The following is a 23,536-nucleotide window of genomic DNA, read 5'->3' on the forward strand; positions in this document are numbered from 1 at the left end:
TTTATGAAAAGGTCCGGGACCTGCGCCGACGCCCGGATGGCCAACTGATGGCCCATATCTGCCTGCTGCTCTCCGGGGCGGCGCTCCTGATCAACGGCCTGGGAACACTGGGGTTCCTTCCGCGCCGTGATGCCGGGGTGTTCAGCCTCCTGGTGGGCTGTACCCAACTGGCGCTCGGCATCGCCTGCCTGGCGGTGGGCGGCACTGCGCCGCTGACTGCCGCAGGGATGTTCCTGTTCGGCACCACCTACGCCTATGTGGGACTGGATGTCCTGCTCGGCCTCGGATCGAAGGGCCTGGGATGGTTCTGCGGGATGGTGGCCGCCGTCGGGCTGGTCCTCGCCGCAGCCTGGCTGGGCTCCGACCCGCTGCTGGCTGTCCTGTGGCTGTGCTGGGCCGTGCTCTGGGGCCTGCTTTTTGCCTCCGCGGCCCTGGGCGTCACGCGGCTGGATCCGCTGACCGGCTGGAGCCTGGTGCTGTCCAGCCAGGTCACGGCAACGGTTCCGGCCCTCCTGGGCCTGGCCGGGCTGTGGCCTTCCGGGGGCGGCGCGGCGGGGGTTGCGGCGGTGCTGCTCGCGGGTATTTTCGTGCTGGCACAGAGACTGGCCCGCCGGGGAGCTGCTGCTCCCCCGCGGGCCAATGAAAAGGTGGCTCCCGGTCCTGCCGGCAGGGCGTCCTAGGGCCGGCGTGTTCCCAGGTCCGCGGCTGCCTGCCGGCGCTGCACCTGTCCCTCCACCAGCACGCCGGCCACGTAGACGGCGGGGACAGCCGCCAGGAGGGCCACCGCCGTTTCGGTGCTGCCGCCGATCAGCGCGGTGAAGTTGCTGACCACCAGGAACAGGATCCATGCCAGCAGGACGGCGGCGAGCGCCGGAGCCGCCAGGGTCTGCCACGGCTGGCCGGTGATGCGCTCCCGGCGGAAGAACCCGACGACGGCCACCGAGCAGAGGATGTACAGCACCAGCAGTGCCGCCACGGCCAGCCCGCTGAACCAGGAGAAGAGGCTCAGCACGGGGTCGAGGCCCAGGAGCGCGAAGGGGGCAACGAGCGCGACGGCGGCGCCGGTCTGGATCCAGGCGGCCACGGCCGGGGCCCGGTGCCGGTTGGTCCTGGCGACGGCTGCGGGCATGGAGCCGTTCAGGGCCAGGGAGTGCAGGTACCGGTTGATGCCGTTGTGGAAGGCGATGATGCCGGCCAGCAGCGAGGTGACCAGCAGGACCCCGGTCACCACCCCGGCCCACGGGCCGAAGAGTTCCACCATGGGCCCCAGGACGAAGACGGTGGCGTCCCCTGATTCCAGGGCCGCCCCGGCGGCATCCATGACCTGGGAGGGGCCGTAGTAGCTGACCAGCATCCACGAGATGAACGAGAAGAAGACCGCGATGACGCCCACGGAAAGGTAGGTGGCACGGGCAACGGTGCGGTGCGGGTCCTTGGCTTCAGCCGAATAGATGGCGGTTGATTCGAAACCGAACATGGACGCCACGGCAAACATGATGGCCACACCGGGAGCCCCGGCACCGATTGCCGCGGGCGAGAAGGACGCAGCAAGGTCCAGGCCCTCCGGCCCCCCGCCGCGGAACAGCACGGTGAAGCCGAACAGCAGCAGCACGGCAACCTCCAGGCCCACCAGCAGGGCAAGGACCCGGGCACCGAGCTCGATGTTCAGCGAGCCGAGGACCTGCACACCCGCCATGGTGGCCAGGGCCAGCAGCCACCACGGAACCTCCAGCCCCATCGAGGCCAGCAACCCGGAGAACACGGCCCCGTAGAGCCCATACATCGCGGCCTGGACGGTGTTGTAGGCCAGCAGCGCCAACCACGCGGCGCCGGCCCCCACCCGCCTGCCGAACGCCGCGGTGATGTAGGCGTAGAAAGCGCCGTTGGCCTGGATCCTGCGGCTCATCGCCACGAAGCCCACCGCGAAGACGACGATCACGATGCCCACGATCAGGTAGGCGCCCGGGGCGCCGGCACCGTTGCCGAGCGCTGCGGCGAGCGGCGAGGCGCCCACGATGCCGGTCAGGGGCGCCTGCGCCGAAAGAACGAAGAAAAGGATGCCCAGCACGCCGATGCTGCCGGCGCGGAGGGCAGTGGAATGCTCCTTGGCCGGAGCGTCAGTGGTCCGGGACTCGGAATTGGAAATACTCATTGGATCCCTCTTAGCGGTCATGAGTTGGGGGGGAAATGGCTATGGAATTCAGCTTGGCAAAGGACGTCCGCGGCGCTTTGTCCTGCAGCGATCAGTTGTTGTCGGTCAGCGCAGCGCCGCGCGGAGCGGCCAGCAGGGAAGCAGCCTGGAGTGCGGCCTCCATGCCGCTTTCGATGGCCCCGTCAATGAAGCCGCCCCACCCGTTGGCGATGTCCGAGCCGGCGAAGAGCACATTGCCGTGCGGTGCCTGCAGCGCAGCCAGGGAGGTGGCGAGGAAGCCAGTGCGGTGCATGGGCCACGTTTCACCCGCGAGCGGGTCAGCCACCCAGTCGTGCGTCGCGACGTCGACGACCTCAAGTCCGGGGACCAGGCGTTCCAGCTGCGCCTGGACGGACGCCGGGTCACCGGCGTCGATCCTGGCGGCGTCGGGACCGAAGCCGACGGCGATCGTGTCGCCGTCGAGCGCGTACTCGACCTGGAAGAAATTCAGCGGCCAGTCGGCATTTCCCAGTGCCACAAACGGCGTGTGTTCACCGCGCAGCCGGATCCAGACCTTGACGCCCTTCGAGACCTGGCCGCGTGCGGCGCCGTCCGCCTTGCCGGACGGCAGTGGCGGCTCAAATGCCACCGCTGGCATGGCAGGAAGGGGAATGGTGACGACGGCGGCTTTGGCACCGATGGTGCGGCCGTCGGCACTGCGGACGGTGACGGATCCGCCGCCGTCCGTGATGCCCGCCACCTGAAAGCCGTAGTGGATGGGCGCGCCGGAGTCCCGCAGGATCGCTTCGGCGAGGGCAGCCGTGCCGCCGTCGATCTTGTACGTGGCACAGGCCTCGAAGTTGACGGCCCAGTCGCCGTTGGTGAGTGCCACCCAGCGCAGGGCCTGGGTGAGTGCCGCGTCGTCCAGCGGACCGTTGAAGTTCAGGGTCCAGAAGGATTCCAGGATGTCCCGGGCGGACCCGGGCGTGAACTGCTCCCGGATGCGGTCCCGGACGGAGACGTCGTCGATTTCCTTGAACGTGTCCTGCGCCAGGGGCTGGAACGGCTGCGGGAAGTAGGTCCGGGCCTCCTTGACGAAGTGGCTGTTGTGGCGGCCAATCAACTCCAGCAAGGTAGCGGGTGAGCCTTCGTGGCGGCCGCCGTCGGCCCACCAGTAGGCGCGCTGGGGCTCGGGACTGGGCACCGTGCCGATCCCGTAGCGCTTCAGTTCGGCCCAGACGTACGGCTGCGTCCAGTGCACCCAGGTGCCGCCGATCTCCAGGTCGCGGCCAAGGCGGCTGTCCAGCCAGGTCCTGCCGCCGATCCGGTCCCGGGCTTCCACGATCTGGACGGCGAAGCCCTGCCGGGTGAGTTCCCGCGCCGCTGTGAGTCCTGCGAAGCCGGCGCCCACCACTATGACGTCCACGTTTGCGTGCTCCATGGCTGTTCCTACGAGTAGACGAAGAACTCGACGGTGGGCGCCAGCACTGACCAGCGGGTCCTGGCGCCCTTGTTGAAGGAGGCCGAGCTGCCGGCAGTGAGGTCATAGGCCTCACCGCCCTCCACCTCGATCCGCAGGTGCCCCTCGATGATGTGGATGGTTTCGTCGGCCTCCATCAGGAGGTCGAAGGGTTCCGGCGCTTCGGCCGGGGTGACGTGCCAGTAGCCGCAGGCCAGGGCGGGGCGGTCCCCCTCGCCGAAACGGCGCACCCACTGGACTTGGCCGAGTTCGAAGGGCTCGTTCTTGGCGGGATCCAGGGTGGATGAGGTGGTGAAGGCAGGTGACAGTGACATGGATGCTCCGGAAATGATGGGGGCGGGCTCGCCGCCGGAAGAGTGGAAAGGGCGGTGCGCTTGTGACCGGCATCACCGCTGGAGCAATCTAAGCAATTGCTTAGTTTTAAGTCAAGAGCCCCGCGTGCCTGCGGAAGGGCTCGCTAGAATCGACGGCATGGCCTCTTCACCCTCCCGCGCTGCCGCTTCCTCCAGATACGGCACCGGACGCGAGGCCCTGCTCCGCGCCGCGGTGCACGTGGTGGCGCACAAGGGCCTCCGGGGCATGACCTACCGGGCGGTGGCGGAGGAGGCAGGGGTCAACAACAGCCTGGTGGCCCACCACTTCGGATCACGGGACGCGCTGATCGCGGCGGCCCTGGGCTGGGCTTCGGAGCAGTCCATCGCCGCCTCCCGTCTGCAGGAGGCCGCGCAGCAGGAGGACACCCTCACGGAGGCCCTGATGGCGCTGCTGCTCGCGGAGCCCGAACTGCAGGTCTTCCAGTACGAGATGATCCTGGAGGCGCGGCGGCGCCCTGAGCTGGCCGGGCCGGTATCCAAGCTCTATGAGAGCTACGTCAGCGCCCTGGCGGAGGGGCTGGAAGCGTTCGGGGTGGGTGGATCGGTGCGGGTGGTGGCCAGGGCGCTGTTCGCGGCCCTGGATGGCCTGGTCCTCCAGTTCCTGGCCGGCGTGGACCGGGAAGAGATCGCAGCCGCCCTGGAGGAAGTGCACCAGGTGATCATCCTGCGCCGGGACGGGCCGGCCGGGAGCGCCGGACTTTAACGCACAATGCCCCTGCCGGGCGCCAGTTGGCGCCCGACAGGGGCATGAACACTTTTTCTGGACGGCAGGTCCGGCTAGCGGAGCACCACGGTCCTGTTCCCCTGCAGGATGACCCGTCCCTCGCAGTGCCAGCGGACGGCGTTGGACAGGGCCTTGCATTCGGTGTCGCGCCCGGCGGCCACCAGGTCCTCGGGGCCGTAGGTGTGGTCCACGTCCACCACCTGCTGGGAGATGATGGGTCCCTCGTCCAGCTCGGCGTTGACGTAGTGTGCGGTGGCGCCCACGGTCTTGACCCCGCGCGCGTAGGCCTGGTGGTACGGCTTGGCACCCTTGAAGCTGGGCAGGAACGAGTGGTGGATGTTGATGGCCCTGCCGTCCAGCTTGCGGGTCAGGTCGTCGCTGAGGACCTGCATGTAGCGGGCCAGCACCACCAGCTCCACGTCCAGCCCGTTCACCAGCTCCATCAGCCGGGCTTCGGCGTCAGGCTTGGTGTCGGCCGTAACGGGGATGTGGTGGAACGGGATGCCGTGCCACTCCACCAGGTCCTGGTGGTCCCGGTGGTTGGACACCACGGCCACCACGTCCACCGGCAGCTCGCCGATCCGCGCCCGGAACAGCAGGTCGTTCAGGCAGTGCCCGAACTTGGACACCATGATCAGCACCCTGCGCTTGGAGCCGTGGCGCTCCAGCTGCCACCGCATGCCGAACTTTTCGGCCACGGGGGCAAACGAGTCCCGCAGGGCCTGCAGCGTGGAGTCGTCCCCCTCGGAGGCGAAATGCACGCGCATGAAGAAGTGGCCTTCCGACCGCTCCCCGAACTGGTTGTTGTCGATGATGTCGCAGCCGTGTTCGAGCAGGAAACCGGAGACGGCGTGGACGATGCCCGGGCCTTCGGGGCAGTCCAGGGTGAGGACGTGCTCCACGGTGGTGGGTGCCTTCGGGGCGGGCAGGTGGGTTTCAGTGGCAGTCATGGCTCAGCACTCGATCACATTCACGGCAAGGCCTCCGCGGGAGGTTTCCTTGTACTTGGTTTTCATGTCAGCTCCTGTGTCACGCATTGTCTTGATGGCCTTGTCCAGGGAGACCTTGTGGCTGCCGTCCCCGTGCAGGGCCAGCCGGGCCGCGTTGATGGCCTTGACGCTGGCGATGGCGTTCCGCTCGATGCACGGGATCTGCACCAGGCCGCCCACGGGATCGCAGGTCAGGCCCAGGTTGTGCTCGATCCCCACCTCGGCGGCGTTTTCCACCTGGGCGGGCGTTCCGCCCAGCACCTCGCAGAGGCCGGCGGCGGCCATGGAGCAGGCCGAGCCCACCTCGCCCTGGCAGCCGACCTCGGCGCCGGAGATGGAGGCGTTCGTCTTGAAGAGGATGCCGACGGCGGCCGCCGCCAGCAGGAAGCGGACCACGCCGTCGTCGTCGGCGCCCGGAACAAACTTCACGTAGTAGTGCAGCACTGCGGGCACGATGCCGGCCGCACCGTTGGTGGGGGCGGTGACGATCCGCCCGCCCGCGGCGTTCTCCTCATTCACGGCGAGGGCGAACAGGTTCACCCACTCCATGGCCAGCAGCGGGTCGGCCGGCGCCTGGACGGGCGACGGCGTTGCTGCCGCCGCTTCCGCGCTGGCCGCGGATGCCGTCAGGGTGCGGAACAGCGCGGGCGCGCGGCGGGGCACTTTCAGCCCGCCGGGCAGGATGCCCTCGGCGTTGCAGCCGTTCTCCACGCATTCGCGCATGACGGCCCACAGCCCCAGCAGCTTTTCCCGGAGCTCGGCCTCGGTGTGCCAGGTCAGCTCGTTGGCGAGCATAACGTCGGAGATGGACATGTTTTCGCGGCTGCAGATCTCCAGCAGTTCGTCAGCGGTGCTGAACTGGTAGGGCAGGACCGTGTCATCCGCCACCACCTTGTCCGCCCCGGCGGCGTCGCCGTCGACGACGAAGCCGCCCCCAATTGAATAGAAGCTCCGCTCGCTGAGCACCGACCCGGTGTGGTCAAGGGCCCGGAACGTCATGCCGTTGGGGTGCGCGGGAAGGGACTTGCGCCGGTGCAGCACCACGTCCTCGTCCCAGTTGAAGTCCACCCGGTGGGTGCCGGCAACGTGGAGCTCAGCGTCCAGGGCGGCCGCGGCCACCTGGTCGTCCGCCGTGAAGGTGTTCACGGTTTCCGGTTCCAGGCCCTGCAGCCCCAGGACAACGGCTTTATCGGAGCCGTGCCCGCGCCCGGTGGCGCCGAGCGAGCCGAACAGTTCCGACTGGACCCGGACGGTGGAGCTGAGCTGCCCGTCAGCCTTCAGGCCGTCGGCGAACTGCTTGGCCGCCCGCATCGGGCCCACCGTGTGTGACGACGAGGGCCCGATGCCAACGGAAAACAGGTCCAGGACGCTGAGCGCCATCAGGGAACCTCAGGTGAGGCGTACTCCCGCATGCCGTCCAGGAGCCAGCGGCCCAGGAATTCGGCGAAGGACGCCCGGGGGAAGATCCGGAAGGACTCCTCACCCGTCTTCCACAGGATGGTGGGGATGTTCCCGATCTCGGTGGAGTAGGCGGTCCCGGCCTTGAACTCCCGGGGGTGCAGGTCCAGCGAGCAGCCCTTCTCGAGGACGGCCCGCGCCCGGGGGCCGCTCAGCTCGAAGGTGGTCCGGTTGGCGGAGAGGTCCACCACCTGGCCCTGGCCGTCGGCCAGGGCATCCTGCAGGGCCTGGATCAGGTCGCCGCCCAGGGACTCGTGCGCCTCGGTGGGGGCAACCACCAGGAACTCGGCGGGTCCCAGCCAGAGGACCGAGACATCGCCCTTTTTCACGACCTCGCCGCACTTAGCGGGCAGGCCGCCTGTGACGGCGGCGAGCCGCTGGCCCGCTTCGGAGCCGGCGTCAGCCCGCAGGCCCACCAGGGTGAGGAAGGGCAGCTCGCCCAGTTCCACCGTGCCTGCCAGCGAGCCGGCCGTGAAGGCCTCCCGCAGCTGTGCTGCCGGGCTGATGCGGACGGAGAGGTTCTTTTCCGCGGAGCTCTGGGCGGGGGATGCTGCTGTTTCAGCCATCTTTACGGGTCCCTTCGGTGTCAAAAAGCACTGTTTCTGCAACAACCACGTCCACCAGCTGGTCGCCGGCGGCGGCCACCAGGGTTTCGCCGATGCGGTTGCGGCCGTTCTTGATCAGGGCCAGGCCGAACGACCGGCCCAGTGCTGCGCTGTGGTAGCTGGAGGTGACGAAGCCCTCCATGGGCACGGGCCCGTAGGCCGGGTTGGTGGAGCGGCCCTTTTCCACCAGCTGGGTGCCTTCGGGCAGCCGCAGCGTGCCGTCCACCGGCAGGACGCTGACCAGGTGCTTGCGGTCTTCGCGCTGCTGGTCCACCCGGGAGTAGGAGCGCTTGCCGATGAAGTCCTTGGCCTTGGAGACGATCCATTCCATGCCCGCGTCCTGCGGGGTGACGGTTCCGTCGGTGTCCTGCCCCACGATGGGGTAGCCCTTTTCGGCACGCAGCACGTGCATGGTCTCGGTGCCGTACGGGGTGATGTTGAACTCGGCACCCGCGGCGGCCACCGCTTCCCAGGTGTTGAGCCCGTACCAGGTGGGAACGTTGATTTCGTAGGCCAGTTCACCGGAGAAGGAGATCCGGCAGATCCGGGCACGGACGCCGGAAGCGAGGGTGGTTTCCCGGAAGGTCATGAACGGGAAGGCCTCGGTCTCCAGGCCGCCGTCGGCAGCGAGTTCCGGTGCCAGCTTCGCGATCACGGCGCGGGACTTGGGCCCGACGACGGCGATGGTGCTCCACTGTTCGGTCACCGAGGTGCAGTGCACGTCCAGTTCCGGCCATTCGGTCTGCAGCCATTCCTCCAGCCAGTCCAGCACCTTGGCGGCACCGCCGGTGGTGGTGGTCATGAAGTAGCGGTCCTCGTCGAGGCGGAGCGTGACGCCGTCGTCGAAGATCATGCCGTCCGGCGTGCACATGACGCCGTACCGTGCCGAACCCGGGGCCAGCTTCTTGAACGCGTTGGTGTAGACGCGGTTCAGGAACTCGCCCGCGTCCTTGCCGCGGATCTCGATCTTGCCCAGGGTGGTGGCATCCATGAAGCCCACGGACTCGCGGACGGCGGCGCACTCGCGCAGCACGGCGGCGTCCATGTCCTCACCGGCCTGCGGGTAGTACCAGGGCCGCTTCCACTGTCCCACGTCCTCGAAGAGGGCGCCCTTGGCCACGTGCCACGGGTGGATGGACGTGATGCGGGCGGGGTCGAAAAGTTCGCCGCGCTGGCGTCCGGCCAGTGCCGCGAAGGCCACCGGGGTGAACGGTGCGCGGTACGTGGTGGTTCCGATGTCGCCGATGCCGCGGGATGCTTCGCCGGCCGTGCGCAGTGCCGCGGCGATGACGCCGATGGCATTGACGCCGGAGGTCTTGCCCTGGTCGTTGGCGGTGCTGATGGAGGTGTAGCGCTTCACGTGCTCAACTGAGCGCATGCCGGCTCCGGTGGAGCGCAGGACGTCGGCCACGGACTGGTCGCGCTGGAAGTCCACGAAGTGGTGGTGCCAGTCGTCCGGGGTGCCGTTCTCGCCCGGGACCAGCCACAGCTGGCGGGTGGGTGCGGCGGCCTTCGGCTCGTCCAGCGGGGACGGCTCGACGGCGGAGCTGAAGCCGGCGGCGATGGCTGCGGACGCGCCCGCGGAAATGCCTTCGGTGAAGCAATCCTGGGTGGCGAAGGAGCCGCGGCCGGAGCCGATGGTCTGCTGGTTGGGGACCACGGTGCTCGGCACGAACGCGGCGAGATCCTCGTCCCAGCGCAGCTTGCCCTGGCGCTGGGAGTGCAGGTGCACCAGCGGGCTCCAGCCGCCGGACACGGCCAGCAGGTCGCAGGCCATCTGCTCGACGCCCGAGGTGAGCTCGCCGTCGTCGTTGATGCTGCGGATGGTGACGCCGTTGAGGCGGCCGTCCGCATCTGCGGAGGTGTTGGCAACGGCGCTGCCGATCAGCACCCGGGTGCCTGCCTCGACGGCGGCGGCTGCCACCGGGGAGATCTGCGGCCGGGCGTCCACGACGGCGCCGACCTTGACGCCGGCAGCCTGGAGGTCGGCGGCCAGGGCGTAGGCGCTGTCATTGGTGGTGCTGATGACCACGCGCTGGCCGGCGGCCACTGCGTAGCGGTTCAGGTAGCTGCGGACTGCCGAGGCGAGCATGATGCCCGGGCGGTCGTTGTTCTCGAACACCAGCGGACGCTCGTGGGCACCGGGGGCCAGCACAACCTGCTTGGCACGGATGTGCCAAATCCGCTGTCGGGACACTCCGGGAGCGGCGGGGCTGGAGAGGTGGTCGGTGCGGTTCTGCACGGCAATGACGTAGTTGGCGTCGTACGCGCCGAACGCCGTGGTGCGGTTCAGGACGGTGGATTCCGCGCCGGACACCAGCTCGGCTTCAACGTCGGCAACCCATTCGAGTGCGGGCTTGCCCTCGATGGTCTCGGCAAGCTCCGGCGACGTGGAGCCGGAGAGCAGGGAGCCGCCCAGTTCGGGCTGGTCGTCCAGCAGCATGACGCGGGCGCCGGTGCGGACGGCTTCGCGGGCAGCGGCCAGGCCGGCGGGGCCGCCACCGACCACCAGGACGTCGGTGTGGACGTACTTCTTGTCGTACTCGGCGCGGTCCTCGTCGGGATCCAGCCGGCCCAGTCCGTTCAGCAGTTCTGCCTTCAGGCCGTCCACCAGGGACACGGTGGTGGCGGGGAGCATGGACTCTGCCACGTGGCCCGGGAAGCGGGGAGCGATCTTGACCAGGGCGTTGGGTTCCTCCACGCCGGCGGCCAGGATGCCGCGGGGGCGGTCCTCATAGAGGGAGCTGCCGACGGCGACGCGGCCGTTGGCGAGCAGCGCCGAGGCGAGCGTGTCCCCGGGGTGGCCGGTGTATTCCTCACCGTCGACGGTGAAACGCCAGGAGATGGTGCGGTCGATGCGGCCGCCGGATGCGAGGCGGGCGTTCTGGGAAGTCACTGGGCTGCTCCTTCCGGGGCTGCGGGGGTGGCGGGGGAAATGCTTGTGCCTGAGATGTCGGGCGCGGCGGTCCCGGTGGTGGTGCTGTCCGCGGCGGTGCTGGCGGTGCCGAATTCCGCGGTCTGCCGTCCGGCCAGGTCCGGCCGGGGCGTGCCCATCGGGTAGACGGCCTTGATGTCGTAGCTCACGGTGTCCCGGAGCATGTTGAACCACTGGCGGCAGCCGGTGCTGTGGACCCACCGCTCGGCGAAGGTGCCCTTGGGGTTCTCGCGGTAGAAGAGGTACCGGGACCACTCCACGTCGTTCAGTTCGTTCGGGTTTTCGGGGTATGCCACGTGGGCCTGGCCGCCGTAGTGGAATTCGGTTTCATCCCGGGGGCCGCAGTTGGGGCATGAGATCAGCAGCATGTGCGTTGTCTTTCTGTGGTGGCGGCGGCTAGTGGGCCACGGCGGCGGCGCCGTGTTCGTCGATGAGGGCGCCGGTTTCGAAGCGCTCCAGGGAGAACGGCTGGTTCAGCTTGTGCGGGGCGCCCGTGGCGATGGTGTGGGCGAAGGTCATTCCGGCGGCCGGAGTTCCCTTGAACCCGCCGGTGCCCCAGCCGCAGTTCACGAACATGTTGTCCACCGGCGTGGTGCCCACGATCGGGGAGGCGTCCAGCGTGGTGTCCACGATTCCGCCCCAGGTCCGGAGCACGTGGGCCCGGGCAAAGATGGGGAAGAGTTCGACGGCGGCGGCCATCTGCTGCTCGATCACGTGGAAGGAGCCGCGCTGGCCGTAGCCGTTGTAGGAGTCAATGCCGGCGCCCATGACCAGTTCGCCCTTGTGCGCCTGGGAGACGTAGACGTGGACGTGGTTGGACATGACCACGGTGGGGTGGACCGGCTCGTGGAGTTCGGACACCAGGGCCTGCAGCGGGTGGGACTGGATGGGCAGCTGGAAGCCGGCCATTTCGGCCAGGACCGAGCTGTGCCCGGCGGCGCAGAGGCCCACCTTTTCGGTGTTGATGGTGCCGCGGGTGGTCTTGACGCCCACCACCTTGTTGCCGTCCTTCAGGAAGCCGGTGACTTCGCAGTTCTGGATGATGTCGACGCCCATTTCGTCGCACTTGCGGGCGAAGGCCCAGGCCACGTGGTCGTGCTTGGCGATGCCTGCTCGCGGCTGGTAGGTGGCGCCCATGACGGGGTAGCGGATGTCGTCGTTGATGTTCAGGATGGGGCAGAGTTCCTTGACCTGCTTCGGGTCCAGCCACTCCGCGTCCACGCCGTTGAGCTTGTTGGCGCCCACGCGGCGCATGCTTTCGCGCACGTCGCCGAGGGTGTGGGCCAGGTTCATCACGCCGCGCTGGCTGAAGAGGAAGTCGTACTCCAGCTCCTCCGGCAGGATTTCCCACAGCTTGAGGGCGTGCTCGTAGATGGCTGCGCTCTCGTCCCAGAGGTAGTTGGACCGGATGATGGTGGTGTTCCGGGCCATGTTGCCGCCGGCCAGCCAGCCCTTTTCGAGGACGGCAATGTTGGTCATGCCGTGGTTCTTCGCCAGGAAGTATGCGGTGGCCAGGCCGTGCCCGCCGCCGCCCACTACCACTGCGTCATAGGAGGACTTGGGCTCCGGGTTCCGCCAGAGGAAATCCGGGTGCTCCGGAAGCTGGTGCGTGCTCACTGGGCGGCTCCAATCAGGTCTGCCTCGGCGGCGGCCAGGGCGGCGTCGTCGTTGAGGTGCGGGTAGAGGGGGAACTTGTCGGCAAGGGCGGTGACGCGGCTGCGGAGTTCGCTGGCGGTGTCGTCGGCCAGGGTGCCGGTGCCGGCGGCGGCGATGAGCGCGGTGGCGATGATGTCAGCGACTTCGGCGAACTCGGCGGCACCGAAGCCGCGGGCGGCCAGGGCCGGCGTGCCGATGCGCAGGCCGGAGGAAACCATCGGCGGGCGGGGGTCGAACGGGACGGCGTTGCGGTTGACCGTGATGCCGATCCGGTGCAGCGCGTCCTCGCCCTGCTGGCCGTCGAGTTCGGAGTTGCGCAGGTCCACGAGGACCAGGTGGACATCCGTACCGCCGTTGACCACGGAGATGCCGGCGGCCCCGACGTCGGACTGCAGCAGGCGCTCGGCGATCAGCTTGGCGCCGTGCAGGACGCGCTCCTGGCGTTCCTTGAATTCAGGGGCGGCAGCCAGCTTGAAGGCCACGGCCTTTGCGGCGATGACGTGCTCCAGGGGTCCGCCCTGCTGGCCGGGGAACACGGCGCTGTTGATCTTCTTGGCGTACTCCTCCTTGGCCATGATGACGCCGCCGCGGGGTCCGCCCAGGGTCTTGTGGGTGGTGGTGGTGACGACGTCCGCAAAGGGGACGGGGTTGGGGTGCAGTCCTGCAGCCACCAGCCCGGCGAAGTGGGCCATGTCCACCATCAGGTAGGCACCCACGAGGTCGGCGATGCGGCGGAACTCGGCGAAGTCCAGCTGGCGGGAGTAGGCGGACCAGCCGGCCACGATCAGCTTGGGCTTGTGTTCCAGGGCCAGGCGCTCCACTTCGGCCATGTCCACGCGGAGGTCGGATTCGCGGACGTGGTACGGGACCACGTTGTAGAGCTTGCCGGAGAAGTTGATCTTCATGCCGTGGGTCAGGTGTCCGCCGTGGGCCAGGGAGAGCCCCAGGATGGTGTCGCCCGGGTTCAGCAGGGCGAACATGGCGGCAGCGTTGGCCTGTGCGCCGGAGTGCGGCTGCACGTTGGCGAATTCGGCACCGAACAGGGCCTTGACGCGGTCGATGGCGAGCTGCTCGATGACGTCCACGTGCTCGCAGCCGCCGTAGTAGCGCTTTCCGGGGTAGCCCTCGGCGTACTTGTTGGTCAGGACCGAGCCCTGGGCTTCCATCACGGCGGACGGAGCGAAGTTCTCCGAGGCGATCATCTCGAGCGTGGACTGCTGCCGCTCCAGCTCCTTTGCTACGGCGGCAGCAACATCGGCGTCGACCTGGGCCAGTGAGGCGTTCAGTACGTTCTGCATGTTTCTCCTTGAAAAAGCCCTTGGGTTACTGATCCACAACTGATCTGTAACTGATATATTAGAACTAACGCAATAGTATGTTGCAGGTCACGAAGCAGTCAACAGCAACTTTTTGGAGAGTCCCTGATGAGCCTGATGCTGGAGAACCACCTGGAGATCGAAGGCGATCTCTCGTTGGCCGAGCGTGCCTACCGGCATCTCCGGGACCGGCTGATCATGCTGGACATCCGGCCCGGTGACGCCATCAACGACGGCAAGCTGGCCGCGGAGATGGGCATCGGACGCACTCCCGTCCGGGAAGCGCTGAAGCGGCTTGAAAGCGACCACCTGGTGATCTCCTACCCGCGGCGCGGCACCTTCGCCACCATCGTGGATATCACCGAGCTGGCCGACGTCTCGGAACTGCGGGAGTCACTGGAGCCGCTGGCCGCACGGCGCGCCGCCAAGCTGGCCACGCCGGCGATTCGCGCGGAACTGCGCAATACTGCGGCCTCGATTGCGAAAATGGCCACCGCGGAGGATCCCTACGACCTCATGCGGTATGACATCACGGTGCACCGCCTCATCTACCGCGCGGCTGGAAACGCCCATCTTGAAGATGTCCTGATCCGCTACGACAACCTCGCCACCCGGATCTGGTGCATGGTTCTGGACAAAGTGCCGTCCGTGGCCGGTCACGTTTCCGAGCACGTGGAGCTGCTGGAGGCCATTGCCGACGGCGATGCGGAGCGGGCGGGCAAGCTCGCCTTGGAGCACGTGACCAGCTTCGAGCAGGCCATCCGCAGCGTGCTCTAGGCTGGCAGGCTTAGGAATCCAGGGGGTCGAGCCGCTTCCGCAGGAGGCAGAACTCGTTGCCCTCCGGGTCCTGCAGGACGTGCCACGGCTCGTCGCCGGCCTGCCCCACGTCGGCCGGCCGGGCGCCGAGGGCGAGCAGCCGCTCCAGCTCGGCGGCCTGGTCCCGGTCCACCGGGTTGACGTCGATGTGCAGCGGCAGCCTTCCGGTCCGCGGATTGCTGCTGGGGCTCAGGATGATGGTGGGCTGCAGGCCCCCGAACCCGGCGGCGGGACCGATTTCGATCGCCCCGTCCTCACGGTCGAGCTCCACGTAGCCCAGGACGTCGCACCAGAAGCGGGCGAGCACTTCGGGGTCGGCGCAGTTGAGGACCAGTTCGCTGATGCGGCATGACATGGTGTCCAGTGTATTGGGTGTGACGTGGAATACTTCCGTAGAGGCAAGCCGGAACCGCCGGCGGACGCAGGAAGGGCCACACGAATGCAGGAAACCGCCAGGGTGGACGGAACGCCGCTGGAGCACGTGCTGGCAGCACTGTCCCGTGAACGGGGCAAGGGGCTGCTGCCGGACCCGGCCTTCGACCGCCGCCTGGAGCGGACCCTGCCCCTGCTGGCGGATCTCTTCGGCTCCCTGTACAGCTCGCGGCCGGACTGGCAGGACCAGCTGGCAGCCCTCATTGTGCAGGCAGCCCGGTCCTGGCAGGAGCGGCCTGCCGGGCTGAAGGACCTGGACGCAGAGTGCGAAGGCGACAGCGGCTGGTTCCAGTCCAACACCATGCTGGGCGGCGTCTGCTACGTGGACCGCTATGCGGAAAGCCTGGAGGGCGTCCGCGCCCGGATCCCGTACTTCAAGGAGCTGGGCCTGACCTACCTGCACCTCATGCCGCTGTTCCTGGCCCCCGAGCCGCACTCCGACGGCGGCTACGCGGTGTCCAGCTACCGGGAGGTCAACCCGAAGCTGGGAACCATGGAGCAGCTGCGGTCCCTGGCGGCAGACCTGCGGAGCAACGGGATCAGCCTGGTGGTGGACTTCATCTTCAACCACACCTCGGACGAGCACGAGTGGGCCCGCAAGGCGGCTGCCGGCGATCCCGAATACAGCGACTACTACTGGATTTTCCCGGACCGGACCATGCCGGACGCCTTCGAGCAGAACGTGCGTGAGATCTTCCCGGAAAACCACCCCGGATCCTTCATCCAGATGGCGGACGGCCGGTGGGTCTGGGCCACCTTCCACACCTACCAGTGGGACCTGAACTACTCCAACCCGGACGTCTTCCGCGCCATGGCCGGGGAAATGCTGTTCCTGGCGAACCAGGGCGTGGACATCCTCCGCATGGATGCCGTGGCCTTCATTTGGAAGGAGCTGGGCACCTCCTGCGAGAGCCGGCCCGAGGCGCACACCCTGCTCCGCGCCTTCAACGCGGTGTGCCGGCTGGCGGCGCCGTCGCTGCTGTTCAAGTCCGAGGCCATCGTGCATCCGGACGAGGTGGCGCTCTACATCGACCCCGCCGAATGCCAGATTTCCTACAACCCGCTGCAGATGGCGCTGATCTGGGAGTCCCTGGCCACGCGGGACGCCTCGCTGCTGGCCCAGGCCCTGGAGCGGCGGCACAACATCCCGGCCGGCACGTCCTGGGTCAACTACGTCCGCAGCCACGACGACATCGGCTGGACCTTCGCGGACGAGGATGCCGCGGAACTGGGCATCAACGGCTTCGACCACCGCCGCTTCCTGAATTCCTTCTACGTCAACCGGTTCCCCGGCAGCTTCGCCCGCGGCGTCCCCTTCCAGGACAACCCGCGCACCGGCGACTGCCGCATTTCAGGCACGACGGCGTCTCTGTGCGGTATGGAGGTCAACCCCGCCGAGGCGGTGGAACGGATCCTCCTGGCCCACTCGGTTGCCTTCAGCACCGGCGGCATCCCGCTGCTGTACCTGGGCGACGAGGTGGCCCAGCTCAACGACTACGACTATGCCCGGGAGCCGGGCCACGGGGAGGACAGCCGCTGGGTGCACCGGCCGCACTACCCGGCCGCGCAGTATGCCCGCCGCAACGACCCCGCCACACCGGAAGGCGCCGTGTACGCGGGGCTGAAGCGGATGATCGAAGTCCGCGGCGCCGCCCCTGAACTGGCCGGAACCACGCTGCTCGATTTCGATACCCACAACCGCAGCGTCCTGGCGTACCAGCGGCCGGCAAGCGCGGCCGACGGCGGCCAGACGCGGGTCCTTGCCCTCGCCAACTTCGGCGACTCCACCCAGCAGCTCCCAGCGGAAACCTTCGGCGGATACCTGCCTGCCGCCGTCGACCTTCTCTCGGAAGCCACGCTGGACCTGGGCGAAGGCGTCACGCTGCTCCCCCGCCAGTATCTCTGGCTGCGCGTCATGCCCGGCTAGCACCGGCGCCCGTTTTCCCAACCGGCCCCGGGCCGTGAAACCATACGGATCATGCCCCAGAAGATTGCGTACCAGGGTGAGCCCGGCGCCAACTCCAATATTGCCTGCCAGCAGATGTTCCCGGACATGGAAAGCGTGCCGTGCGCGAGCTTTGAGGACGCCTTCGAGCTGGTGGCCAGCGGCGAGGCCGATTTGGCCATGATCCCCATCGAGAACTCCATTGCCGGCCGGGTGGCGGACATCCACATCCTGCTGCCGCAGTCCAACCTGCAGATCGTGGGCGAATACTTCCTGCCCATCCACTTCGACCTGCTGGGCATTCCGGGCAGCACCATCGAGGGGGCCACCGAGGTGCACAGCCACATCCACGCCCTGGGCCAGTGCCGGCGCCTGATCCGCGAGGCCAGCCTGCGCCCGGTCATCGCCGGCGACACAGCAGGATCCGCCCGTGAAGTGGCCGAATGGAACGATCCCCGCAAGCTGTCCCTGGCTCCCCCGCTGGCCGCACAGATCTATGGCCTCGAGGTGCTGGCGTCCCGGGTGGAGGACGATCCCTCCAACACCACCCGGTTCGTGGTCCTGGCACGTGAAAAGGAACTGCCGGCCCGGGACGAGCTGCCCGGGCCGGCAGTCACCAGCTTTGTGTTCCGCGTGCGCAACGTCCCGTCCGCGCTGTACAAGGCGCTGGGCGGTTTCGCCACCAACGGCGTGAACATGACCCGGCTTGAGAGCTACATGGTGGGCAACGAGTTCGCCGCCACCATGTTCATGGCCGACGTCGAAGGCCACCCCGAGGACCTGCCGCTGAAGCTGGCCCTCGAGGAACTGGACTTCTTCACCACCGAGGTGCGGATCCTGGGCGTCTACGCCGCGGCCGACTACCGCGCGGCGGCCGCCACGGCCTGACGCGGCTGCTGCCCGGGCTTCAGGAACCGGGCGAAGAACGCACCCAGTTCCGCGGTGGCGGTCAGCGGCAGGACGTTGGCCACATACTGGTCCGGGCGGACCACCACCACGGCACCGTTGCGGTCCAGGCCGCGGAGGTCGAAGATGTCCGCGTTCGGGTCCGTGCCGTAGACCTTCTCGTAGTCGGTCAGCTTGAACGGGCCCACCTGCGGCTTGAACACCGCGGGAACCTTGTTGATGTCGACGGCGGTGTGCCCCTGCTGGTAGATGACCTTCAGGTCGAACCAGGCATCCGGGTCGCCGCCCTCCGGGGTGGCAGCCAAGGGTGATTCCGGCGAGCTGGCGAACCATTCGGCCAGCAGGTCGGTGGCCGAACCGGTCCCCGGCTGTGCCGCGTCCGCAAACACGTAGATCCGCCAGCGGCCGTCCGCGGTGGCGTGGTGGCCCAGGTGGATCGGGTTGGTGTCCGCCACCCGGACCACGGGGGCGGACTTGAAGCGTTTGCCCACGGGGAAACCGGTGGCCAGGTCCTGGTGGTCGTCGGTCCCGACAATCAGGGACGGGGCGTACTGGGTCATGAACCCGGCAGGGAATTCGGCGGTACGGACGTAGAAGTCTTCCAGGTCCGAGGGGTGTTCGAAGTCCTCGGGCTTTTTGGCCATCATGGATGACCATTCCTTGTCGAAGTCGATGAGGTTCTTCGCCACCACCTGGCGCTCTTCGGAGTAGGTAGAGAGCAGGCTCTCCGGGCTGCGGCCCTCCAGGACATGGCCCAGCTTCCACGCGATGTTGAAGCCGTCCTGCATGGACACGTTCATCCCCTGGCCCGCCTTGGCGCTGTGGGTGTGGCAGGCGTCGCCGGTTATGAAGACGCGCGGGGTGCGGGTGCCGCGGTCCTCCGGCAGGACGTCGTCGAACCGGTCGGTGAGGCGGTGGCCCACCTCGTAGACGCTGTGCCAGGCGACGTTGCGGACGTCCAGGGTGTAGGGGTGGAGAATCTCGTTCGCCTTGTGGATGATTTCGTCGATGCTGGTGTTCCGCACCGCATGGTGGGTGGCGGGGTCCACCTCCCCCAAATCCACGTACATGCGGAACAGGTGTCCGCCTTCGCGCGGGATCAGCAGGATGCTGCCCTTTTCGCCCTGGATGGCGCACTTGGTGCGGATATCCGGAAAATCGGTCACCGCGAGCGTGTCCATGACACCCCAGGCATGGTTGGCCTGGTCGCCGGCGAGGGTGCAGCCGATGGCCTGGCGCACCTTGCTGCGTGCGCCGTCGGCACCCACCACGTACTTGGCGCGGACAACGCGCTCCTGCCCCTCGTTGGGCCCGGACGTGTGGAGCAAGGTCACCGTGACCGGGTACTCGCCGCTGTCCGCGACCTCCAGGCCCTGGAACTCGTAGCCGAAGTCCGGCTTCAGGCGTGACGGCGAGTTGGCGGCAAATTCCGCGAAGTAGTCCAGGACGCGGGCCTGGTTGACGATGAGGTGCGGGAATTCGCTGATGCCCGTCTCGTCGTCGACGGCGCGGGCGGAGCGGACGATGTTCGCACGGTTGGCCGGGTCCGGCTTCCAGAAGGCCATCTCGGTAATCCGGTAGGCCTCGGCGGTGATCCGCTCGGCAAAACCGAAGGCCTGGAAAGTCTCCACGCTGCGGGCCTGGATGCCGTCGGCCTGGCCGATGGCCAGCCGTCCGGGGCGGCGCTCGATGATGCGCGTGGTGACGCCCGGGAACATCGAGAGCTGCGCGGCGGCAAGCATGCCGGCAGGGCCCGTGCCAACGATCAGCACATCCACTTCGTCCGGAAGTTCTTCGGGGCGGTTGATGCCGACGCCGGCGGCCGGCTGGACCCGCGGGTCACCGGATACGTAGCCGTGGTGGTGAAACTGCACGGTATTCCTCACTTCTTTGTGGTGGCTGTTGTGTTCTATATCGGAACAAGTGATTCGATAATGGAAACGATGGAACTTGGCATCCACTGTACGCCCGATGTGACGCGGGCGACAAGTGCCCCTCAATCACCGCGGAACCCCGCGGAAAAAGGGGGTTGACGAACGCCGGCTCAAGGTGAATAGTGATCGTATACGATTTCGTACCTGATGAGGAGAAGCTTTGGAGCAGGTCAACGAAGACACGCTGGTATCAGCCCGCAAGGTCATCGCGGTGCACATCAACTACCCCAGCCGGGCGGCCCAGCGCGGCCGCACCCCCGCCCAGCCCTCCTACTTCCTCAAGCCCTCCAGCTCCCTGGCACTGACCGGCAGCACCGTGGAGCGGCCGGCGGGCTGTGAACTGCTTGGCTACGAGGGCGAGATCGCCCTGGTGATCGGCAAGGCGGCCCGCCGCGTCAGCATCGAGGACGCGTGGAGCCACGTTGCCGGCGTCACCGCCAGCAACGACCTGGGGGTGTACGACCTGCGCTGGGCGGACAAGGGATCCAACCTCCGGTCCAAGGGCGGGGACGGCTTCACCCCCGTGGGCCCGGCACGGATCCCGGCAGACGCCGTCGACCCCGCGCAGCTGCGGATCCGCACCTGGCACAACGGCCACCTGGTCCAGGACGACACCACGGAAGACCTCCTCTTCCCGTTCGCCCGGCTGGTAGCGGACCTGTCCCAGCTGCTCACCCTGGAGGAGGGGGACATCATCCTGACCGGCACCCCGGCCGGTGCTTCGGTGGCCAAGCCCGGCGATGTGCTCGAGGTGGAGGTTTCCGCCGGCAACCTCACCACGGGACGGCTGGCCACCACCGTTGTGGAAGGCACGACGCCGTTCGCGGACTTTGGTGCCGGGCCCAAGGTCGATGACCTGCAGCGGGAGGAAGCGTACGGCTCGCGCGAAGCGGCCGGACTTCCCGCCGCTGACAGCGTGTTGACGCCGGAGCTGAAGGCCAAGCTGGAATCCGTGGCCACCGCCACCCTGTCCTCGCAGATGCGCAAGCGCGGCCTGAACAATGTCAGCATCGACGGCCTGCAGGGCACCCGCCCGGACCGCCGCGTGGTGGGACTGGCCCGGACCCTGCGCTACGTGCCCAACCGCGAGGACCTCTTCAAGACCCACGGCGGTGGCTTCAATGCGCAGAAGAAGGCCATCGACTCGGTCAACGAGGGCGAAATCCTGGTGATGGAGGCCCGCGGCGAGAAGGGCACGGGCACTGTTGGTGACATCCTGGCCCTCCGCGCCCAGGTCCGCGGCGCCGCAGCCATCATCACCGACGGCGGCGTCCGCGACTTCACCGCCGTGGCGGGCCTGGACATGCCCACATGGTTCGCCAACCCGCACCCCGCGGTCCTCGGCCGCCGCCACATCCCCTGGGACACGGACATCACCATCGCCTGCGGCGGTGCCACGGTCCAGCCCGGCGACATCATCGTGGCCGACGCTGACGGCATCCTGGTCATCCCGCCGCCCATCGCCGAAGAACTGGTGGACGACTGCATCCAACAGGAGAAGGAAGAAGCCTTCATCTTCGAGATGGTCAAGGAGGGCAACAGCGTGGACGGCCTCTACCCGATGAACGCCGAATGGCAGAACAAGTACGCGGAGTGGGAACGAATGGGAAGCAGGAAAAGCTGATGACTGAAACGGCCGTCACCGACCTCCCCGCTGGCGCTCCCGGCAGCAAATCCGAACAGGCGTACCAGGCCGTTAAGGCGCGGATCGTCGAGGGCACCTACACCCCCGGGTACCGGCTGGTGCTGGGCACCATCGCCAAGGACCTCGGCTTCAGCGTGGTCCCGGTCCGCGAAGCCATCCGCCGGCTGGAGGCCGAAGGCCTGGTGAAGTTCGAACGCAACGTGGGCGCCACCGTAGCCGGCATCGACCCCACCGAATACCTGTACACCATGCAGACGCTCAGCATCGTGGAAGGTGCGGCCACCGCACTGTCCGCCCCGCTGATCGATGCGGTGGCCATCGCACGGGCCCGCGCCGTGAACGAGGAAATGCGCGAATGCCTTGAACACTTCAACCCCGTCCGGTTCACCCAACTGAACCAGGACTTCCACAGCGTCCTCTTCGAGCACTGCCCCAACCCGCACATCCTGGACCTGGTCCACCGCGGCTGGAACCGGCTGGCCGCCCTGCGGTCCTCCACGTTCCGCTTCGTCCCCGGCCGGGCCCGCGAATCGGTGGCGGAGCACGAAGGGCTGCTGCAGCTCATCGAATCCGGCGCCGACCCGGACACCATCGAAAAAGCCGCCCGCCAGCACCGGGCGGCCACCCTGGACGCATACCTCGCCCAAGCAAAGCACCAGTAAGGACATCAACGATGACGACCTCCGTAGAAACCAGCCAGCACTACGTCCCCAAGGACCTGCCCGCCCATATCCAGCACTACATCAACGGCGAGTTCGTTGACTCCGTGGGCGGGAAGACCTTCGACGTCCTGGATCCCGTTTCCAACCGCAACTACGCCACCGCCGCAGCCGGCCAGAAAGAGGACATCGACCTGGCCGTTGCCGCCGCCCGCGAAGCGTTCGTGAACGGCCCGTGGCCGAAGATGAAGCCCCGCGAACGCGCCCGCGTCCTGAACAAAATTGCCGACGCCGTCGAAGCCCAGGAAGCACGCCTGGCCGAGCTCGAAACCTTCGATACCGGCCTGCCGATCACCCAGGCCAAGGGCCAGGCCCTGCGCGCGGCCGAGAACTTCCGCTTCTTCGCGGACCTGATCGTGGCCCAGTTCGACGACGCCATGAAGGTCCCCGGCTCGCAGATCAACTACGTCAACCGCAAGCCGATCGGCGTCGCAGGCCTGATCACCCCGTGGAACACCCCGTTCATGCTGGAGTCCTGGAAGCTCGCCCCCGCGCTGGCCACCGGCAACACCGTGGTGCTGAAGCCGGCCGAGTTCACGCCGCTGTCCGCCTCGCTGTGGGCCACCATCTTCAAGGAAGCGGGCCTGCCCGACGGCGTCTTCAACCTGGTCAACGGCCTGGGCGAGGAAGCCGGTGACGCCTTGGTCAAGCACCCGGACGTTCCGCTGATCTCCTTCACCGGCGAGACCACCACCGGCCAGACGATTTTCCGGAACGCGGCCGCCAACCTCAAGGGCCTGTCCATGGAACTCGGCGGCAAGTCCCCGTGCGTCGTGTTCGCCGACGCCGACCTGGACGCCGCGATCGATTCCGCCCTGTTCGGGGTCTTTTCCCTGAACGGCGAGCGCTGCACGGCCGGCTCCCGCATCCTGGTGGAGCGGGCCATCTATGACGAGTTCTGCGAGAAGTACGCCGCCCGGGCCAGGAACATCGTCGTCGGCGATCCCCACGATCCCAAGACCCAGGTGGGCGCCCTGGTCCACCCGGAGCACTACGAGAAGGTCGCATCCTACGTGGAGATCGGCAAGTCCGAGGGCCGGCTCCTCGCCGGCGGCGGCCGCCCCGGCCACCTGCCCGAAGGCAACTACATCGCACCCACCGTGTTCGCCGACGTCGCCCCCGACGCCCGGATCTTCCAGGAGGAAATCTTCGGACCCGTCGTGGCCATCACCCCGTTCGAGAACGACGATGAGGCCCTCGCCCTGGCCAACAACACCAAGTACGGCCTGGCCGCCTACATCTGGACCCAGAACCTCACCCGGGCCCACAACTTCTCGCAGAACGTCGAGGCCGGGATGGTGTGGCTGAACAGCCACAACGTCCGCGACCTGCGCACCCCGTTCGGCGGCGTCAAGGCCTCCGGCCTGGGCCACGAAGGCGGCTACCGCTCCATCGACTTCTACACCGACCAGCAGGCCGTGCACATCACCCTCGGCACCGTGCACACCCCCAAATTCGGCGCCTAACCAGC

General features: G+C 67.8%; 19 protein-coding genes and 1 pseudogene. 8 read left to right on the forward strand and 12 right to left on the reverse strand.

Annotated features, from left to right (window positions below):
* The first annotated feature begins 47 nt into the window (after window positions 1-47).
* The gene (locus tag ACJJV6_RS06275; protein ID WP_407710187.1) at window positions 48-680 is read left to right on the forward strand and encodes an AmiS/UreI family transporter; all 633 of its coding nucleotides are present in this window, start codon (window positions 48-50) and stop codon (window positions 678-680) included.
* Here the strand turns inward: ACJJV6_RS06275 and ACJJV6_RS06280 are convergent.
* The 3 genes from ACJJV6_RS06280 to ACJJV6_RS06290 form a co-directional block, all read right to left on the reverse strand.
* The gene (locus ACJJV6_RS06280) at window positions 677-2,152 is read right to left on the reverse strand and encodes an APC family permease (RefSeq protein WP_407710188.1); all 1,476 of its coding nucleotides are present in this window, start codon (window positions 2,150-2,152) and stop codon (window positions 677-679) included. The genes ACJJV6_RS06275 and ACJJV6_RS06280 overlap by 4 nt on opposite strands.
* 91 nt (window positions 2,153-2,243) lie before the next feature.
* The gene (locus ACJJV6_RS06285; RefSeq protein WP_407710189.1) at window positions 2,244-3,572 is read right to left on the reverse strand and encodes a flavin monoamine oxidase family protein; all 1,329 of its coding nucleotides are present in this window, start codon (window positions 3,570-3,572) and stop codon (window positions 2,244-2,246) included.
* 8 nt (window positions 3,573-3,580) lie between these two features.
* A complete protein-coding gene (locus ACJJV6_RS06290; RefSeq protein ID WP_009357351.1) occupies window positions 3,581-3,925 on the reverse strand; it encodes a cupin domain-containing protein in 345 nt (114 codons plus the stop codon).
* Between the two features lie 157 nt (window positions 3,926-4,082).
* Between ACJJV6_RS06290 and ACJJV6_RS06295 the strand changes: the two genes are divergently transcribed.
* Window positions 4,083-4,688 carry a TetR/AcrR family transcriptional regulator gene (locus ACJJV6_RS06295; protein ID WP_407710190.1) on the forward strand — a complete coding sequence of 202 codons (606 nt, stop codon included), beginning with the start codon at window positions 4,083-4,085 and terminating at the stop codon, window positions 4,686-4,688.
* A gap of 74 nt (window positions 4,689-4,762) precedes the next feature.
* Here the strand turns inward: ACJJV6_RS06295 and purU are convergent, their stop codons facing one another.
* Genes purU through glyA form a run of 7 tightly spaced genes read right to left on the reverse strand, consistent with a single transcriptional unit; the run spans window position 4,763 to window position 13,650 of the window.
* Window positions 4,763-5,659, reverse strand: coding sequence for a formyltetrahydrofolate deformylase (purU, locus tag ACJJV6_RS06300; RefSeq protein WP_407710191.1), 897 nt, complete (start codon window positions 5,657-5,659; stop codon window positions 4,763-4,765).
* Window positions 5,660-5,662: 3 nt separating this feature from the next.
* On the reverse strand, window positions 5,663-7,078 hold the full coding sequence (locus tag ACJJV6_RS06305) for an L-serine ammonia-lyase (protein WP_133347654.1): 1,416 nt from the start codon (window positions 7,076-7,078) through the stop codon (window positions 5,663-5,665).
* Window positions 7,078-7,722, reverse strand: a complete 645-nt coding sequence (locus ACJJV6_RS06310; protein WP_009357355.1) for a sarcosine oxidase subunit gamma — start codon at window positions 7,720-7,722, stop codon at window positions 7,078-7,080. Before ACJJV6_RS06310 ends, ACJJV6_RS06305 begins: the two co-directional genes overlap by 1 nt.
* On the reverse strand, window positions 7,715-10,657 hold the full coding sequence (locus ACJJV6_RS06315; protein ID WP_407710192.1) for a sarcosine oxidase subunit alpha family protein: 2,943 nt from the start codon (window positions 10,655-10,657) through the stop codon (window positions 7,715-7,717). The genes ACJJV6_RS06310 and ACJJV6_RS06315 overlap by 8 nt, the downstream gene beginning before the upstream one ends.
* Complete coding sequence (locus ACJJV6_RS06320; protein WP_407710193.1) at window positions 10,654-11,064, reverse strand: sarcosine oxidase subunit delta; 411 nt, start codon at window positions 11,062-11,064, stop codon at window positions 10,654-10,656. Before ACJJV6_RS06320 ends, ACJJV6_RS06315 begins: the two co-directional genes overlap by 4 nt.
* Before the next feature lie 28 nt (window positions 11,065-11,092).
* Window positions 11,093-12,313 carry a sarcosine oxidase subunit beta family protein gene (locus ACJJV6_RS06325; protein WP_133347647.1) on the reverse strand — a complete coding sequence of 407 codons (1,221 nt, stop codon included), beginning with the start codon at window positions 12,311-12,313 and terminating at the stop codon, window positions 11,093-11,095.
* Window positions 12,310-13,650 carry a serine hydroxymethyltransferase gene (gene glyA, locus ACJJV6_RS06330; RefSeq protein WP_407710194.1) on the reverse strand — a complete coding sequence of 447 codons (1,341 nt, stop codon included), beginning with the start codon at window positions 13,648-13,650 and terminating at the stop codon, window positions 12,310-12,312. The genes ACJJV6_RS06325 and glyA overlap by 4 nt, the downstream gene beginning before the upstream one ends.
* Window positions 13,651-13,776: 126 nt before the next feature.
* Between glyA and ACJJV6_RS06335 the strand changes: the two genes are divergently transcribed.
* A complete protein-coding gene (locus ACJJV6_RS06335) occupies window positions 13,777-14,445 on the forward strand; it encodes a GntR family transcriptional regulator (RefSeq protein WP_407710195.1) in 669 nt (222 codons plus the stop codon).
* 10 nt (window positions 14,446-14,455) lie between these two features.
* Here the strand turns inward: ACJJV6_RS06335 and ACJJV6_RS06340 are convergent, their stop codons facing one another.
* Window positions 14,456-14,839, reverse strand: coding sequence for a VOC family protein (locus ACJJV6_RS06340; RefSeq protein ID WP_009357360.1), 384 nt, complete (start codon window positions 14,837-14,839; stop codon window positions 14,456-14,458).
* Between the two features lie 378 nt (window positions 14,840-15,217).
* On the opposite strand from ACJJV6_RS06340, the pseudogene ACJJV6_RS06345 reads away from it, so the two are divergent.
* Window positions 15,218-15,802, forward strand: a pseudogene (locus ACJJV6_RS06345) (alpha-amylase family glycosyl hydrolase); the annotation flags it as partial.
* Between the two features lie 1,092 nt (window positions 15,803-16,894).
* Entirely contained in the window at window positions 16,895-17,749 is an 855-nt protein-coding gene (locus ACJJV6_RS06350) for a prephenate dehydratase (protein WP_133347638.1), read from the forward strand.
* Here the strand turns inward: ACJJV6_RS06350 and ACJJV6_RS06355 are convergent.
* The gene (locus ACJJV6_RS06355) at window positions 17,722-19,641 is read right to left on the reverse strand and encodes an FAD-binding monooxygenase (protein WP_407710196.1); all 1,920 of its coding nucleotides are present in this window, start codon (window positions 19,639-19,641) and stop codon (window positions 17,722-17,724) included. The genes ACJJV6_RS06350 and ACJJV6_RS06355 overlap by 28 nt on opposite strands.
* Window positions 19,642-19,861: 220 nt before the next feature.
* Here ACJJV6_RS06355 and ACJJV6_RS06360 point away from each other — a divergent pair, with 220 nt between their 5' ends.
* The 3 genes from ACJJV6_RS06360 to hpaE are packed head-to-tail and all read left to right on the forward strand — an operon-like array spanning window position 19,862 to window position 23,531.
* Complete coding sequence (locus ACJJV6_RS06360; RefSeq protein ID WP_407710197.1) at window positions 19,862-21,325, forward strand: fumarylacetoacetate hydrolase family protein; 1,464 nt, start codon at window positions 19,862-19,864, stop codon at window positions 21,323-21,325.
* Window positions 21,325-22,008: a GntR family transcriptional regulator gene (locus ACJJV6_RS06365; protein ID WP_407710198.1), complete on the forward strand. Its 684-nt coding sequence runs from the start codon at window positions 21,325-21,327 to the stop codon at window positions 22,006-22,008. Before ACJJV6_RS06360 ends, ACJJV6_RS06365 begins: the two co-directional genes overlap by 1 nt.
* A gap of 11 nt (window positions 22,009-22,019) precedes the next feature.
* Window positions 22,020-23,531 (forward strand): 5-carboxymethyl-2-hydroxymuconate semialdehyde dehydrogenase, encoded by a 1,512-nt coding sequence (hpaE, locus tag ACJJV6_RS06370; protein ID WP_407710199.1) that lies wholly within the window; start codon window positions 22,020-22,022, stop codon window positions 23,529-23,531.
* Window positions 23,532-23,536: the final 5 nt, after the last annotated feature.

It is taken from the genome of Arthrobacter nitrophenolicus (assembly GCF_045833485.1).
Lineage (GTDB): Bacteria > Actinomycetota > Actinomycetes > Actinomycetales > Micrococcaceae > Arthrobacter > Arthrobacter nitrophenolicus.

Coding starts and splice junctions, on each gene's coding strand:
- ACJJV6_RS06365 (WP_407710198.1), top strand. CDS start 21,325: ATGACTGAAACGGCCGTCACCGACCTCCCCGCTGGCGCTCCCGGCAGC.
- ACJJV6_RS06285 (WP_407710189.1), bottom strand. CDS start 3,572: ATGGAGCACGCAAACGTGGACGTCATAGTGGTGGGCGCCGGCTTCGCA.
- hpaE (WP_407710199.1), top strand. CDS start 22,020: ATGACGACCTCCGTAGAAACCAGCCAGCACTACGTCCCCAAGGACCTG.
- ACJJV6_RS06280 (WP_407710188.1), bottom strand. CDS start 2,152: ATGAGTATTTCCAATTCCGAGTCCCGGACCACTGACGCTCCGGCCAAG.
- glyA (WP_407710194.1), bottom strand. CDS start 13,650: ATGCAGAACGTACTGAACGCCTCACTGGCCCAGGTCGACGCCGATGTT.
- ACJJV6_RS06320 (WP_407710193.1), bottom strand. CDS start 11,064: ATGCTGCTGATCTCATGCCCCAACTGCGGCCCCCGGGATGAAACCGAA.
- ACJJV6_RS06290 (WP_009357351.1), bottom strand. CDS start 3,925: ATGTCACTGTCACCTGCCTTCACCACCTCATCCACCCTGGATCCCGCC.
- ACJJV6_RS06295 (WP_407710190.1), top strand. CDS start 4,083: ATGGCCTCTTCACCCTCCCGCGCTGCCGCTTCCTCCAGATACGGCACC.
- ACJJV6_RS06305 (WP_133347654.1), bottom strand. CDS start 7,078: ATGGCGCTCAGCGTCCTGGACCTGTTTTCCGTTGGCATCGGGCCCTCG.
- purU (WP_407710191.1), bottom strand. CDS start 5,659: ATGACTGCCACTGAAACCCACCTGCCCGCCCCGAAGGCACCCACCACC.
- ACJJV6_RS06275 (WP_407710187.1), top strand. CDS start 48: ATGGCCCATATCTGCCTGCTGCTCTCCGGGGCGGCGCTCCTGATCAAC.
- ACJJV6_RS06340 (WP_009357360.1), bottom strand. CDS start 14,839: ATGTCATGCCGCATCAGCGAACTGGTCCTCAACTGCGCCGACCCCGAA.
- ACJJV6_RS06335 (WP_407710195.1), top strand. CDS start 13,777: ATGAGCCTGATGCTGGAGAACCACCTGGAGATCGAAGGCGATCTCTCG.
- ACJJV6_RS06350 (WP_133347638.1), top strand. CDS start 16,895: ATGCCCCAGAAGATTGCGTACCAGGGTGAGCCCGGCGCCAACTCCAAT.
- ACJJV6_RS06310 (WP_009357355.1), bottom strand. CDS start 7,722: ATGGCTGAAACAGCAGCATCCCCCGCCCAGAGCTCCGCGGAAAAGAAC.